This window comes from Lentzea terrae, from assembly GCF_003265345.1.
In the GTDB taxonomy this organism is placed as follows: Bacteria; Actinomycetota; Actinomycetes; order Mycobacteriales; family Pseudonocardiaceae; genus Lentzea; species Lentzea terrae.
This window is the reverse complement of record NZ_QFWW01000031.1, coordinates 20047-34859: the sequence shown is the minus strand read 5'-3', so window position 1 is coordinate 34859 and position 14813 is coordinate 20047. Positions and strand designations below refer to the sequence as shown.

Annotated in this window: 14 protein-coding genes; 9 read left to right on the top strand and 5 right to left on the bottom strand. The window is 69.4% G+C overall.

Annotated features, from left to right (window positions below):
• Positions 1-10: 10 nt before the first annotated feature.
• From DI276_RS50485 to DI276_RS39700, 4 genes are all read right to left on the bottom strand, one after another.
• The gene (locus DI276_RS50485) at positions 11-196 is read right to left on the bottom strand and encodes a ubiquitin family protein (protein ID WP_157985248.1); all 186 of its coding nucleotides are present in this window, start codon (positions 194-196) and stop codon (positions 11-13) included.
• On the bottom strand, positions 162-644 hold the full coding sequence (locus DI276_RS39705) for a hypothetical protein (RefSeq protein WP_112273584.1): 483 nt from the start codon (positions 642-644) through the stop codon (positions 162-164). Before DI276_RS39705 ends, DI276_RS50485 begins: the two co-directional genes overlap by 35 nt.
• A complete protein-coding gene (locus DI276_RS50480; protein WP_157985247.1) occupies positions 583-999 on the bottom strand; it encodes a hypothetical protein in 417 nt (138 codons plus the stop codon). Before DI276_RS50480 ends, DI276_RS39705 begins: the two co-directional genes overlap by 62 nt.
• A 484-nt stretch (positions 1000-1483) precedes the next feature.
• On the bottom strand, positions 1484-2722 hold the full coding sequence (locus DI276_RS39700; protein ID WP_112273582.1) for a cytochrome P450 family protein: 1239 nt from the start codon (positions 2720-2722) through the stop codon (positions 1484-1486).
• 119 nt (positions 2723-2841) lie between these two features.
• Between DI276_RS39700 and DI276_RS39695 the strand changes: the two genes are divergently transcribed.
• Positions 2842-5229: a LuxR C-terminal-related transcriptional regulator gene (locus tag DI276_RS39695; protein WP_112273580.1), complete on the top strand. Its 2388-nt coding sequence runs from the start codon at positions 2842-2844 to the stop codon at positions 5227-5229.
• A 23-nt stretch (positions 5230-5252) separates the two neighbouring features.
• Here the strand turns inward: DI276_RS39695 and DI276_RS39690 are convergent, their stop codons facing one another.
• Positions 5253-6455 (bottom strand): cytochrome P450, encoded by a 1203-nt coding sequence (locus DI276_RS39690; RefSeq protein WP_157985246.1) that lies wholly within the window; start codon positions 6453-6455, stop codon positions 5253-5255.
• Between the two features lie 400 nt (positions 6456-6855).
• Here DI276_RS39690 and DI276_RS39685 point away from each other — a divergent pair, with 400 nt between their 5' ends.
• The 8 genes from DI276_RS39685 (at position 6856) to DI276_RS39650 (ending at position 14807) form a co-directional block, all read left to right on the top strand.
• Entirely contained in the window at positions 6856-9243 is a 2388-nt protein-coding gene (locus DI276_RS39685; RefSeq protein ID WP_112273576.1) for an ATP-binding protein, read from the top strand.
• Positions 9244-9625: 382 nt separating this feature from the next.
• On the top strand, positions 9626-10414 hold the full coding sequence (locus DI276_RS39680; RefSeq protein WP_112273575.1) for a thioesterase II family protein: 789 nt from the start codon (positions 9626-9628) through the stop codon (positions 10412-10414).
• On the top strand, positions 10411-11004 hold the full coding sequence (locus DI276_RS39675; RefSeq protein WP_112273573.1) for a hypothetical protein: 594 nt from the start codon (positions 10411-10413) through the stop codon (positions 11002-11004). The genes DI276_RS39680 and DI276_RS39675 overlap by 4 nt, the downstream gene beginning before the upstream one ends.
• Positions 11001-11414 (top strand): hypothetical protein, encoded by a 414-nt coding sequence (locus tag DI276_RS39670; RefSeq protein ID WP_157985245.1) that lies wholly within the window; start codon positions 11001-11003, stop codon positions 11412-11414. Before DI276_RS39675 ends, DI276_RS39670 begins: the two co-directional genes overlap by 4 nt.
• Positions 11415-11417: 3 nt before the next feature.
• A complete protein-coding gene (locus DI276_RS39665; protein WP_112273569.1) occupies positions 11418-11819 on the top strand; it encodes an SseB family protein in 402 nt (133 codons plus the stop codon).
• The gene (locus DI276_RS39660; RefSeq protein ID WP_112273567.1) at positions 11816-12169 is read left to right on the top strand and encodes a hypothetical protein; all 354 of its coding nucleotides are present in this window, start codon (positions 11816-11818) and stop codon (positions 12167-12169) included. Before DI276_RS39665 ends, DI276_RS39660 begins: the two co-directional genes overlap by 4 nt.
• Positions 12166-12567 carry a hypothetical protein gene (locus DI276_RS39655; RefSeq protein ID WP_112273565.1) on the top strand — a complete coding sequence of 134 codons (402 nt, stop codon included), beginning with the start codon at positions 12166-12168 and terminating at the stop codon, positions 12565-12567. Before DI276_RS39660 ends, DI276_RS39655 begins: the two co-directional genes overlap by 4 nt.
• Positions 12564-14807, top strand: coding sequence for a putative T7SS-secreted protein (locus tag DI276_RS39650; RefSeq protein WP_157985244.1), 2244 nt, complete (start codon positions 12564-12566; stop codon positions 14805-14807). Before DI276_RS39655 ends, DI276_RS39650 begins: the two co-directional genes overlap by 4 nt.
• Positions 14808-14813 lie beyond the last annotated feature (6 nt).

The window sequence follows — 14813 nt, the reverse complement described above, 5'->3', positions numbered from 1 at the left end:
CTCAAGGCGGTCAGTTGTCGTTCATCGTGTCGATGATCTTGCGCAACCGCTTAATGCCGCGAGCGTGCACGCCCTTCGCCTGCATGTAGCCGCAGATCATGTCGGCATCCAGCTCGCCCTGGTTTCGCCACAACTGGAGGAACCGGCGGGCTTGGTCACGCTCATCGGGGCCAGACCAGCCGTTGCTGTCGCCCAAAGAAGTGGATGCTGTCCAAGTCCTTTTTCAGTGCTGGGTCCAGGGTCGGTGCGGCGGCGGCTGGGGCCAGCAAGTTGACTGCGCCTACCTCTGCCGCCCACATCGCCAAGGGGAAGCTCATGCCCTCGATGACGCACAGAGCTGACCCTCGCGCCAACTGCTGCGCGTAGTCGAACGCCTCCAGCGTCGGCCGGAAGGCCAGCACGGGCACGCCGGAGGCCGGATGGTCCTTCGTCCTCGGTGTGGTGTACCCGTAGCGACGCCCGAACTCGGCAACTATCCCTGGGCCAGCGGCTGACTGGACAGCGTTGACCACCAGGATTGGAGCCACTCCAGCTTCGGCGCTCATCTGCTCGATCCACTCGACCACCGGTGCCTCCAATTCGTCAAAGGTGAGGCCGGAATCGTCGTCCGGTACCCACGCGGCGCGATACGTCACCATGATCATCTTTGTGTCGTCGGAGCATGAACGCCTGTCCGGCATCAGTGCTGCTGGTTGTCGACTGTTGAGCGGATGGCTTGGCGACGAACCGCTGAACTGCCAACTGCTTTAGCTGTTCCCGCATCCCGGCCATGGCACTCGGCACGGCATAGGCCTTATAGACGAGGTCAAGGGAAGCCTTACCGTCCGCATCCCGAGAACAGGAGTGAAAGGAAGCGAACTGCTCGGCCATGGGGCCCCTGATGCGGATCATCACGGTCACGAGCCGGGCCAGCTCGGTGTCCGTCACGGCAATGCTTGCCTGCACCAACGCTTGATCAAAGGCTGCGGAGGCTGGATCGTAGTTCTGCACTCCGTCCATGCGTACGGCCTCGCTAGCCGGAAAGTTGCGGTAAGTGGAGACGGCAGTCTCAGCAGCGCGGATCCACGGCCTAGGTGCGTTGATCACCGCCACTAGGGCCTCTCGCTGTTCCAAGCGGTCCCGTTCGAGGCGTTCAGCTTGACCAAGGGCTAGCTGCTCTCGCATGAGGGTCACCTGGCTCTTGCAGCCTCAGCCTGGGCCTCTGATGCCGCAGCACTTCGCCTCGCCTCCTGAACGCCAGACTCGGCCGCGTTGGCTTGCCGCTTCGCGGAGTTCGCGTTTCCCAGCGCGATGAACGCCGCGATCAGTGCGACGGCAACGGCGAACCATGCCGCCGCGTCACCTACTTCCACTCTGCTCCCTCAGTCCCAGGGTTTGCCCCTGCATCTCTCCTGCGACCAGGCACGTTACGCCGATTGCCGATAGGCCTAGGTGCGCGAAGCCAGGTGGCGCCGGAAAGTCAGTGCCTGTGGCGAACGCGCAGTCAGCGGTCGGTAGTGATCATCAGCGTGGTGAGTCCGTTCATGATCGCCGAGTCGGTGCGGCCTGGCGGGGTGGTGCTAGCCAGTCGTGCCGCGGGCCAGCGGGCTGTGAGCTGCGCCAGGCTGATCTCGGCTTCCATGCGGGCCAGTGAGGCGCCCAGGCAGAAGTGGATGCCGTGCCCGAACGTGGTGTGTGCGCCGGCGCGGTGCAGGTCGAAGGCGTGCCCGCGCGGGGTGCTGTGAGGGTCGCGGCCTGCCGCTCCGAGGTTGATCAGCGCCATTTCGCCGGCGGGCAGCAGGTGTCCGTCGATGTCGATGGATTCCGTGCTGACCCGGTAGGTGGCGTGCCGGACGGGCGGGTCCCAGCGCAGGGTCTCCTCGACCGCCGCGGTGATCAGGGCGGGTTGGGTGGTGACCTCGTGCCACCGGTGGGGGTCGCTGAGCAGCGCGTACACCAAGTTGCCGATCAAGTTGGTGGTGGTCTCGTGGCCGGCCACGATCAGCAGCATCGCCATCGCGATCAGCTCGTCCGGCGTCAGCCGATCGTCGCTGTCCGTGGCGGCGATCAAGGCGCCGAGCAGGTCGGTGTCGGTGCCGCGGCGGCGTTTGCCGTCGATGAGGTCCTGCAGGTAGCCGGTCATGGCCTGGGAGGCGGGCACGGTGATGGTTTCGTCGTCGCCCATCAGTTGTTCGGTCCAGCCGCGCAGCTGGTGGTGGTCGCTGGCCGGGACGCCGAGCAGGTCGCCGATCACGGTGATGGGCAACGGGAAGGCCAGGGCCTGGATCAGGTCGAGCGGCTCGCCGGTGTCGGCCGCGTCGAGCAGGTCGCCGGCGAGCTGCTCGATCTGTGATCGCATCGCGGCCACGCGCCGTGGGGTGAATGCGGCGGCGACCGGCGTGCGCAGCCGGGTGTGGCGGGGTTGGTCGGACATGAGCATCGACTCGCCGAACATGCCGCTCAATTCGCCGGGTCCGACCTGGGCGTGGATGGTCGAGGTCAACAACTGGGAGTCCTTGCTGAACCGGGGATCGGCCAGCAAGGCGCGGGTGCGTTCGTAGCCGGTGGTGACGACGAAGATCCGCACGCCGTTGGGCAGCACGGCCGGGTGCAGGGGGCCGGCCGCGCGCAAGGTTTCTTCGATGTCGTGGTTGCGGTGGCCGGGGTGCCCGGTGAGCACGGCCTGCGCCAGCGCCGGGTTCGTCGTGGGTGTTCCCGGCGTCGCGCCGGTCCCCGTGTTCATGGCCGTTCACCAGCGTGAATCGTGACCGCCTGGAATGAGAGCCACGTTACGTGCGCGGTTGGACACGGAGTGCACGATTGTGAGGGCGGATCATCACCTGTCTGGGTTAGCGTGAGGAAATGCCTGGTAAGAGGAGCGAGGCCGAGGGCCTGCCGACGCGGCTGACGACCTTCGTCGGCCGCCAGGAGTTGCTGGCGAAGTTGCGGCCCTTGGTCAGGGAATCCCGGCTGACCACTCTGGTCGGCGCGGGTGGTTCCGGTAAGACCAGGCTGGCGTTGGAAGTGGCTGATCAAGTGCATCGCTTCTTCGACGACGTGCGGGTGGTGACCCTGCGGGAGCTGGACGTGCCGGACCTGCTGCTGCCGCATGTGGCGAAAGCGGTGGGTGTGCGCGACACCGCGGCGGCGGTGGACTTCGAGGCGCTGCTCGAAGTGGTGGCGAGCAGGGGCCGATTGCTGTTGGTGCTGGACAACTGCGAGCACTTGCGGGACACGGCCGGCACGTTGATCGCCAATCTGGTGTCCGAAGCGCCGCAGCTGCACGTGCTGGCCACGTCGCAGGCGGGGCTGAGCATTCCGGGCGAGCAGCTGGAGCCCGTGCCTCCGCTGGAGGTGCCGGCGTCCGCGGAGTTGCCGGTCGATCTGAGCTCCGAGTCGGTGCAGCTGCTGATCGACCGTGCGGCCGCCAAGGTGCCTGGGTGGAGCGTCACCGAGGCCAACTGGGCACACGTGGTGCGGATGCTGCGGTTGGTGTCGGGCATTCCGCTGTTCATCGAGCTGGCCGTGAGTCGCCTGCAGAGCATGTCGGTGGACGTGCTCGCGGACCGCCTGGCGACGAGCATGGAAAGGCTCCTCAACCGTGGTGAGCGCACGGTCCTGCCCCACCACCAGCGGATGAGCGGCGGTTTCGGCTGGAGCTACGACCTGTGCGATCCACAGGAACAGCTGCTGTGGGAGCGGGCCACGGTGTTCCGGCGGGGCGGCTTCGACCTGGCCGCGGCCGAGGCTGTCTGCGCGGACGAGCGGCTGCCGGTCGCTGACATCGCCGACGCCCTGGCCGGCCTGGTCGACAAGTCGCTCGTCATCCCGGACCCGGACCGGAGCCGGTACGTGCTGCTGGAGCCGACGATCCAATACGGGCTGGGCAAACTCCAGAGCGGCGGCGACGAGGCGGCCGTGCGGACCCGGCACCGCGACCACTACCTGAGCCGGGCTGTGGCCGACGCGACCGACTGGCCGGGACCGGGCGAGGTGGACCTGTTGCACGGGATCTCCGCCGACATGCCGAACTTCCGCGCGGCGATAGTCCACGCGCTCGATTTGCCGGAAACGGCCGAGATCGCGCAGGTCATCATGGCCTGTCTGGGACGGTGCCGGTGGATTTTCTTCGCGGCGGAACTGCCAGAAGCTCTCTATTGGTTCCAGCGCATCCGGCAGGCGATCCCCGCGCAGGACACGCCGCTGTGTGCTTCGGCACTCGCGATGGAGGCCTTCATCGCGATCTGCCTGGGCATGGACCACGCCGAGGTGGAAGCGCTGCTGGACCAGGCCACCGAGCACGCTGAACGCAGCGGCGTCGCGGTGCCGGCGGTGTTGTTCGCCCGAGGTGCCTTCCTGCACTTCGTGAACGGCACCAACCCTGCCGCGATGCCACCACTGCGGCAGGCCTTCGACCAGTTCACCGAGCTCGGCGAGGAGTACCGCGGCGACGCGCACATGGCCCACATGTTCATCGCCCTGAGCGCGGCGCTGCTCGACGACGGCGAGGACGCGCCGGCGGACAGCAGGGCCGAGGCCTTGCGGATCGCCGAGGGGTTCCTCGCCGAGACCGAACGGGTCGGGGCGCCGTGGTCGAGGACGTGGGGGCTGTGGGCGGTGGGCATCGCGCATGCCCGCGCCGGCGATCCCCGGCGTGGCATGGAGATGGTGATCGAGAACCTGCGGCTGCAGATGGAACAGGGCGACCGCTGGGGGCCGGTGTTCAGCCTGCCCACTCTGGCGTGGCTGCTGGTCCAGCCGGTCAACCTGACCAAGGCCACGGCTCGGATGGCCGCGATCCTGGTAGGGGCCTCGCTGTCGATCGAGCGGATCACGGGCATCCAGCTCTCCAAGCACATCCCGCACACCCGGTTCCGGGTCGAGGCCGAGAAGGTCCTGCGCGAGACGATGCCGGCCGACGACTACGCGGACGCGGTCGAGCTCGGTGCCGCGGTGAAGACAATTCAGGACGCGCTGCGGCTCACGCTCGGCGACTCCGACGCCCAGGAGAAAGCCCTGCAGGACGGGCCCGACCTCGCGGCGGTCGGGCTCACCGAGCGGCAGTGGGAGATCGCGCGGCTGGTCGCGCAGGGCAAGAACAACAAGCAGATCGCCGCGATGCTCTCGCTGTCGCCGCGCACGGTGGAGAGCCACGTGCAGAAGATCTACCTGATTCTGGGCTTGTTCCCTGGCACGCGGGCGGGGCTCACCAACTGGGTCCGCTCCGTCGAGCAGCGCCAGAGCCACTAGGCGCCGCGGCCGCACGTCGCCGGTCAGCCGCATGTGAACCTCACTTGCAGCTCGGCGACTCCTCCGACGATCGAGGACGCCAGCCGGGGCGGGTTGGCGTCCATCAGCTCTGCGGTCGGGAACCGGGCTGCCAGCTGCCGTATCGCGGCGGCGGCCTGCATCCGGGCCAGCTGCGAACCGACGCAGTTGTGGATGCCGTGGCCGAAGCCGACATGCTGGATGGCGGGCCGCTGCAGGTCGAACTCGTCGGCGCGCGGGGTGTGCGGATCGCGCCCGGCCGAGCTCAGTGAGACCAGGACGATCCCGCCGGCGGGGATGATCTCGCCGCCGACCTCGATGTCCTGCGTCGCGACCCGGTGGGTGGCGCGGGCGGTCGGGGGGTCCCACCGCAACGTTTCCTCGATCGCCGAGGGAATCAGCGACGGGTCCTGGACCACCTGCCGCCACCGTGACGGCTCGGTCAGCAGCGCCAGCATCAGATTGCCGATCAGACTCGAGGTCGTCTCGTGCCCGCCCACGACCAGCAGGAACAGCATCCCTAGCAACTCGCTCTCGCTGAGCTGGTCGCCGTCGATGCTCGCGTGGACCAACCGGGAGCACAGGTCGTCGGCGGGCTCGCGGCGTTTGCGGTCGACCAACTGCCCCAGGTAGGCGGTCATCTCCGTCGACGCCGGCACCGTTCGCGCCGGGTCGTCGAGCACCAGGGCCGATGTCCACGCGTGCAGCAGGTCGCGATCCCGCACCGGTACGCCGAGCACCTCGCAGATGATCGTGATCGGCAGGATGAACGCGAACCTGCTGATGAGGTCGATCTGTTCTCCGGCGGGCAGAGCCTCGACCAGCTCCGAGACCAGTTCCTCGGCCCGCGGTTCCAGCCGTCTGGTCGCCTGCGCGTTGAAACTGGCGGTGACCAGGGCCCGCAGTCTGGTGTGCACTGGCTGATCCGAGAACATGATCGAATCGTTGAACATGCCGCTCAGTGGGCGTGGGCACCCCGTCGCGGCCAGTTGCGCGGAGAGCACGCTGGTCACCCGCGTGCAGGCCTTGCTCAGGCGGTCGTCGGCCAGCAGCCGGCGGGACTGCTTCAGCCCGGCGGTCACCACGTACGCCTGGGTACCGTCGGCGATCTGCATCAGATGGACGGTGCCGCTCTCGCGCAACTCTGCTTCGGCGGCATGGTTCTGGTAGCCGCGTAGCCCGGTGACCAGCGTTTTCGGTTTCGGCATGCGCATACAACTCCTGCTCTGTGTCGGCGTGGTTGCGGTGTCGGCCGGCCCGTCGAGCAGGCAGGCGGGGGACCTGACCAACATCGTCATGGCGTCGTCGCGGCGCTGTCATCAGTAGGCCTACGGGTAGCCCTACTGGTGCTGGCGCGGCCTACCTACGGGCCTCGCGGGTCCCTTTGCGCTCGACATCTGTTCAACCCCCGGCGTTTCGGCAGCTCAGGGCCCGTGTGGCGGCGGCTCGGGCACCTCAGGAAGTCCACGCTGCGGCGAATGCAGTGGTGCTGCCAGTAGCCCTACCGACGCGGTCGGGGCCTGCGAATCCAGACAATCGGCGGTCAGCACGGGGGGACATCCAGCGCGGCCGACGTCGTCGGGTTCGCGCGGCCAGACGGGGGACGCCTTGGCACGCAACGAGATCGCACACGCTCCGGACACCGAGACCTGGCCCAGTCACGTCGATACCGGGGAGACCTGCTCGGCTGGCCGGACCGCGCCGGCACCGAGGTCCGGCTCACCCGAGCCACCAGGCCCGCCGGTGGCGGGCAACCTGCCGCTGGAGCTCGACAGGTTCGTGGGTCGCCACCGGGAACTGGGCGAGGTCCGGCGGCTTCTGGAGCAGGCACGGCTGGTGACGCTCACCGGGCCTGGCGGGATCGGCAAGACCCGGCTGGCGCTGCGGCTGGCGGCCAACGCCGCACAGACCGGTGCCGCGGCCTACCCGGACGGGGTGTGGCTGCTCTCCCTGTCCGAACTCACCACGCCGGACGAGATCACCGAGTTGCTACTCGACACCCTCGGCGTGGCTGTCGAGCTCGAACCGGGCAACTGCCTCGACAGCCTGCTCACGGCCCTGCGCGGCCGCCGGCTGCTGCTGGTGGTCGACAACTGCGAACACCTCGCCGTGGCGGTGGCCGGACTCCTGCGGCGGGTACTGCAGGCCGCGGCGGGCGTTCGGGTGCTGGCCACCAGCCGCATCCCGCTGCAGGTGCCCGGCGAGCATCTGCAGCCGGTGGGCTCGCTCGATCTCGGCACCCGCGACGGGCGCAGCGAGGCCGCGCAGTTGCTGCTGGAGCGGGCGCGGGCGGTCACCGCCGAGCCTGGCGACGACGCCGACGTCGAACTGTTGTGCCGGCTGCTCGAAGGCGTCCCCCTGGCCATCACGCTCGCCGCGGCCCGGTTGCGCGTGGTGGGCATCAAGGACCTGGTCGACGACCTCGACGGCGGCACCCAGTTCGGCGTGCTCGATACCGGGCAGCACGCCGAGTCCCACGGCGGGCAGCCCTGGCACCGCACCCTGGCCGCCACCAACGACTGGTCCTATGCGCTGTGCACGCCTGCCGAGCAACGCCTGTGGGACAGGCTCGCGGTCTTCCCCGGCGGGTTCGATCCCCGCAGCGCCGAGGTGGTGTGCGCGGACGACCAGCTCGACGCCGTCCACCTGCCTCACCTGCTCGTCCGGCTGGTCGATCAGTCCATCCTGCTGGCAGACATCGAGGCCGGCACGAGCCGCTACTACATGCTCGACAGCGTGCGGTCCTCCGGCGTACTGCGCCTGCGCGAGCGCGGCCAGGAGGAACAGCAGCTGCGCCAGGCGCACGCCGAGCACTACCTGGACCTGGCCCGGCAGGCCACCGACGCGGTCGGCAGTGACCACGAGATCGGCTGGGTGCGCCGCATCGAGTTGGAGATGCCCAACCTCCACGCCGCGGTGAACTTCCTGCTCGCCGACGGTCAGGCCGACCAGGCGCTCGAGCTGGCGGTGGAACTCGCCCGCACCCGCTGGGCGTTGGCCGCCGGGCAGCCCGACCAGGCCCGTGACCTGCTGTGGCGCACCCTCGACGCTCAGATCAGGCCACACGCGCTGCAGGCAGCTGGGCACGTGCTGGCCGCTCAGCTCGACCTCAGCCAGGGGGACCCGGCCCATGCTGAACGCCACCTGGCCGCAGCCGAGGCGATCGCGCGGCAACTCGGCAGCCCGCCCGAGCTGCAGCCGTGGCTGCTGGCCGGCCACGGCGGCCAGCTGCTGGCCGCCGGCGAGGCGCGCAGTCTCGCCGTGCTGCGCCAAGCCCGCGACACCTGGGACCAGCACGCCGAGCCGAACACGGCCTACCCCGGACGCGGCTTGCTGGCGTTGGCCGCCGCTCTGCTCGGCGACGCCGCGACCGCCCGCGGGGAGACCGAGGACGCCTCGTGGTGCCGCGGCGTGACCGAACTACGCCACGGCAGCCCGCAGGCCGCGGCCACGCTGCTGGCCGGCACCGCGCACCGGCACCTGACCCTCGGCGACCTGTGGGGCTCCGCATGGAGCCTGGAGGCTCTGGCCTGGGCCGCCGCGGCGTGCCGGCACGACGAGCAAGCCGCGGTACTGCTCGGCGCCGCGCACCACCACCGGCTTACCACCGTCACCATGGCCGGCCTCGGCCCGATCGCCGAGCTGCACAACCAGTGGAGCGCCACCACACAGGCCCGGCTCGGAGAACAGGAATTCGGCGCCGCGTTCGAGCACGGCACGACCCTGGACCACACCGGCGTGCTCGCCTACCTGCGGGCTTTGCCGGAACCCGCCCAGCACAGCGGCCAGCCACCCGGCGGCCTCAGCGCCCGCGAGTACGAGGTGGCGGGCCTGGTCACCGCCGGCCTGACCAACCGGCAGATCGCCGAGCAACTGGTGCTGTCCATCCGCACGATCGACACCCACGTCGACGCCATCAGACACAAGCTCGGGGTCTCGGGCACCGGCTCACGGCTGCGGATCGCCCGCTGGTGGGGCGAGCAGAACCAGCGCTGAGCACTGTTTCGCGGTTCTACCTAGGCCGGTTACCTAGGCCGGTCCGGGCAGACCACGAACGGCGTAGGTCTGACCACCGATCCGGCCGAAAACAATTCGTGGGCCGGAATAGGTCCTTCACTCGATGATCTCCAGGCTGATTCTCGCAATGCTGTGCACAGCCACTGTTTACCGCCAGAGAGACGGGGCTTCGAGGGGCTGGACACCTCCGAAGTAGCAGGTGGTGACCCCAGGAGGGGTGAGAGGAGACGAGGGAGAGGTAAAAGGGGGCTGAGCGGCTGCCGTCGATGGACACCCACATCGGCAAAACCCCTGCCACGGACGCAGCCCCCTTTGCCTTCCCGCTCTGCTCTCAAAGGAAAATTTGGGGGGAGTTTCAGCGATGAATGCACCATCACGGGCGTATGTGCTGTGCCCGGTGTCGCGGCCGCAGGCTACTCATCGGCTGGTGTGCGTGCCGTGGTCCGGCGCCGGCCCCGGTGTCTACAACCGGTGGGCGCGAGAGCTGCCCGACGAGGTTGAGCTCCTCACGGTCGTGCTGCCCCGCAGTACCGCGTGGCGCGACCAGGAGTTCAGCGTCGAGTCGATCGCCGAGCAGGTCGCGTACGACCTGCTCACCCGGCACGGCGAGGTCGAAAGGCTCGCGCTGTTCGGTCACAGCCTCGGCGCCCTCGTCGCGTTCGACTTGGCCGTGCGGCTGCAGGCCCAGCACATCGCCCTGGACGGCGTGATCGTCTCCGGTTCGCGCGCCGCGCATCTCGACCCGCCGGTGCCGCTGCATCGCCTCGAAGACGCCGGCCTGGCCGACGCGCTGATCGAGCTCGGCGGCCTGGCCATGGACCTGCGCTACGACACCCGGTTCCTTGAGCGGATCCTGCCGCGCGTGCGCGCGGACCTGGCCGCGTGCGAGCGCTACCGGCCGGCCACCCCGACCCGCCTGGCCCAGGGATGCCGGTTGTTCGCGTGGGCTGCCAATGGCGATTGGTACGCGCCGCCCGACAGCGTGGCGCCCTGGACCGAGCTCGCCGATCCCGGTCACGCGAGTGTCCGTACCTGGGCTGGCGACCACTTCTTCGTCCGCGACTTCCCCGTGGACACGCCGCTGGCGGCGCTGGGCTGGCCACACGGCACCGTCCACCCCGACCCCACGGCGCTGGAGCGTGCGGCATGAGCAACGTTCCCCCGCCCCTGTTCGAACCCGTCTACCTGCGCAAGGCCACCCCGCACGCCGGTCCCGCGCTGCGCGCGATGCTGGCCCGCTGCAGCGACACCACCCTGCGCGCCCGGTTCCTGGCCGCCACCACGGCCGAGGTGGACGAGCTGGCCGAGCTGGTCGGTGACATGCGCACGGTCACCGCCGTCGAGCTCTACCTCGACACCGTCTGCGGCACCGACGACCAGGCCACGGTGCTCGCGTGGCAGGGCGAGCGCGTGCTGGCGGCCGGGTCGATCCTGCCCACCGCCAACGCCACCGCCGAGGTCGTGCTCCTCGTCGAGGACGCGTGGCAGGGCACAGGGCTCGGCGGACTCATCGGCGCCCTGCTCGCCGAGATCGCGACGCTGGCCCAGCTGGACTTCCTGTGCGCCTACCTCGACGTCGGCAACGTCCGCGCGCGGCGGCTGATCACAAGGTTCTGCCCCCAGGCCCGGTTCCTCGCGCCCGAGGCCGGTGTCGTCGACGTCGTGATCCCGGTCGCCGCCATCAGCGCCACCGCCCGCGACCAGCACCGGATCGACCCTACCGGGAGGTGGTCACGATGAGCTTTCTCGAACCGGTCAACGGCCCGCGCCCGCCCGCACCCGGTGGCGCCGACCTGCGGCGCATGGCCGAACAGGAACAGCAGGCGGAGGTCCGCACCGCCGGGCTGGCCGAGCAGATGGACTGGGCGGTCGTCTACGTCGCCACCGAGCCGGACTCCAACGACTTCGTTGTACACACCACGGCCGGCCAGCAGTGGGTACACGCCTACACCGCCTACAACCTGCTGCCCGACGCCCGCCACGGCTACGACGAGGTGTGGCACCGGACCCTGCGCGGCTCCGACCTGCGCCGGCAGCTGCCCGAGCACGTCGGCCTCGAGCTCGACCACGGCCTCCCGCACGCGCGCGTGATCGTGCGCCCCAAGGCCCGGCCCATCGCCCTGCACGACGCGCTGGAAGACGGGGAGTAGACGATGCCCGCCACCGGCAACCAGACCGAGCTCGCGGTCGTCCGCGAAGCCGAAGCCTTCTACCAGGGAAAAGGCGACCCTCGCCGGGTGCTCGCCTCGTTCCGCGCCACCCCGGTGCTGCTGTGTCGCCAGATCGACCCGCCCGCCGTCACGACGGTCGAGGTGCCCGGCATGGGCACCTGGCTGCAGGTGTTCAGCACCGTGCAGCGGCTGACCTCCGTCGTGGGCGCCGAGCAGAGCTGCATGACGCTGCTCGGCGCCGAGGTGCTCGACCTGCTGCTGCCCGTGCTGCCCGCGGGCCTGGGTGTGGTCCTGGACCCGCACAGCCCGCACATGATGACCTTCCCGCCGGTCTCCCCCATCGTGCACGCGCGAGTCCTGCCGTTCCCCGGCGGTCAGACGTGACCGCGCCGCCGCCGATCGACCCGCGGCTCACCGTGCTCTCCGGCCGTCTCGCACGGCTCACCGACATGAAGGCCGAGGCCGCCCTGGTCACCGCCGGCCTGGTCGCGATCGCCGACGAGCACGACCTGCTGCCGCGGCTGCTGCACGACATTCCGGCGCTGCCTATCAGCTCCGCGTTCCTGGCCGCCAGCCAGAGCGTCGACGAGCTCGTCAGCACCGGCACGCGGCTGCTCGACGAAATCGAGCAGGCCCGACTCCGCCACGCCGCCACGAGGACACCGGCACGGCCACCAGGCGCCGGCGACGTCGCCGAACTCGAACCACGCCCGGCATCGGGGGGCACTCGATGAGCGGCGGTTTCGGCGTCGACCTCGACGCGCTCAAAGCCGCCGAGACCGGCATCACGAACACGGTCGCTGAGCTGCGCAAAGCGGGCTACCACGGGCAAGAACGCTCCGGTCAGACGGTCGTGACCTTCAAGCTCGACCTCGAGGAGACCGGCCACCAGGTGATCACAGACGGCCTCGACGAGGTCCTGGACCGCTACCACTGGTGGGTGCGTGGCCTCATCGAGGGCACCGAGGAGTTCGTGCAGGCGCTGGCCGACACACGGTCGACCTACCAGCGCGCCGAGGATCAGGTCCTGAGCTCGCTGAAGTCGTTGGCGGACATGACGTTCCTGGCCAACCCTCTCGGACAGCAGCAGGCCCCCTCCGGCGCGCAGTGCCGGCCGGAGGCCCCGCGATGAGCAGCTACCACGGCATCGCCGGCGACGTCCGCGAGCTCGCCGACGCCACGAACGCCACCGAACTCATCGCCGGCGAACCCGGCGAGATCACCGCGGCCGCGACCGCGATGGCCACACTCGGCGACGCGATGACACTGGCCGGCGAAGGCCTCGCCGCGATCGAGACCTCGAGCTGGACCGGCCAGGCCGCCGACAACTTCCGTGCCCGGATCTCCGACAAGCCCAAGCAGTGGCTTGACGCCGGAACCGGCCTGCAGGAGATGTCCGCCGCCCTCGTGCAGTACCGGCTCGTGCTCGACTCCTCCCAATCCGAGGCCGGCCGGGCCCTGCACATGTGGCAGGGCGCGCGCGAGGCGACCAGGAAAGCCGTCACCGAGCACAATCAGCGCGTCGAGGTCTACAACCGGGTCGTCGACGCCGGCCAGGACCCCGGCCCCCGGCCCGTCTACTCCGACCCAGGCGAAGCCGGACGCAAACAGGCCGAGCAGATGCTCGAGGACGCCCGCCGCCGCGTCACCGACGCCGGCTACGCCTGCGGCCGCGTCATCACCAAGTGGATCTCTCAGGCACCAGCTCAACCCGACTGGTGGGACCGACTGGGCATGAACATCGCCGACGCCGCCGGATACGCCCTGACCAGCGGCACCGACATCGTCGAAGGCGTCTGGGAAGGCGTCAAGGGCATCAACTCGATGGCCCGCATGATCAACCCGTTCGACCCGTACAACATCACCCACCCCACCGCCATGTACGAGAACATGAACAAGATCGCTTCGGGCCTGTGGACGGGCGTGCAGAACCCCGAGCAGCTGATCAAAGGCATGCTCGACGCCGAAACCTGGAAAGACTCACCCGGCAAAGCCCTCGGCAAGCTCCTGCCCGACGTCGCGCTCGGCATCGCCACCGGCGGCTCCGCACTCGCCGGCCGCACCGCCGCCAAGACCACGCTCAACGCCGCCGTCGACACCGCCAGCGGCGGCCTGTGGGGTCTCGGACAAGCCGGAATCGGCGGAGTCCGCAAGGTCGGCTCAGTACTGGGCCGCGACGCCACCCAGGTCGGCGAGAACCTCGCCCAAGACGCGTCCAAAGCCGGGCGCCACACCGACGACATTGGCGGCATTGGGCCGGACTACCGGTTCGACGCGGCCCTTCAGATCGCCCAGTCATACGGCGGCGACCTCAGCAAAAGGATCGACGACCTGGCCGCGTGGGCGGCATCGCGCAGCCCCGACACCACCACGGCCTCCAGCGTCACCCCGACCCCTCAACCACCGATTAGCCAGCCTCCGCAGGTCGGCCACCCCACACCACCGCCGCCCACACGGACGCACCCCGCCGAGCCGCCACCGCCGGTTGCGCCGCCGTCGGAGCTCCGGCCGGTGCAGCCGCCACCAGAACGGCCTCTCACTCCCCCACCGATCAACTCCCCTGAGCGGATCAGCCACGACGTCGGCCAACGCATCCAACGGTCCATTGAGGACAACCTGAAGTTCAAGCAGGACATGAGAGAAGGCTTTCCCGACCGCGGGAACTCCCTCGCCCACAGACTCGATACCGACCGGCCTGAACCCCAGCCCGCACGACCCGCCGACCTCGCACCTCCCAAGGCCGATCCGGCACCGGAACCTCGCGCTGACACGCCAGAACCACACACGCCGCGCGAGGCCGAACTCGGCCCGCCCACCAGCAGCGAACCCGATCTTCCGCCGGTACGGCACATCGACCCGCAAACGCAGATCGACGTGTGGCACAACGCCCACAACCCCGACATCGACCTGCGCAATCTGCCCGACGACCTGGCCTGGCGCAGCCCCGACGACGTCCGCCCGCTCTACCGGGTGGAGTCCGGTCGCGACATGAGCGAAGTGTTCGAGGAGGGGCTTCCCACCTGGAACGAGGAACTCGGGAACTTCGACAGGTACGTGCTCAACAACGAGAAATCGGGTTACGTCGGCACCACCACCGACGAGGATCTGTGGATGCGGCACACCGTCCAGGACCCTGACAGCATGTTCGTCCTGGAGCTCGACATGCGAGGCGGAATCGACGTCGAGTCCAGCCGCCCCAACGACTTCAGGGTCCTCATCAAGGACGAGGGCGAAGTCGCCCACCCCGGCGGCATCGCCCGCGAACGCATCAAAGGCGGCTACCTCGTCCGCGTCGACCCCGAGACCGGTGAGCGCTACAAGGTGCCCGGTTCGTGGACCGACAACCCGTACTACGAGCCCTACCCGAGCTAAGGACAC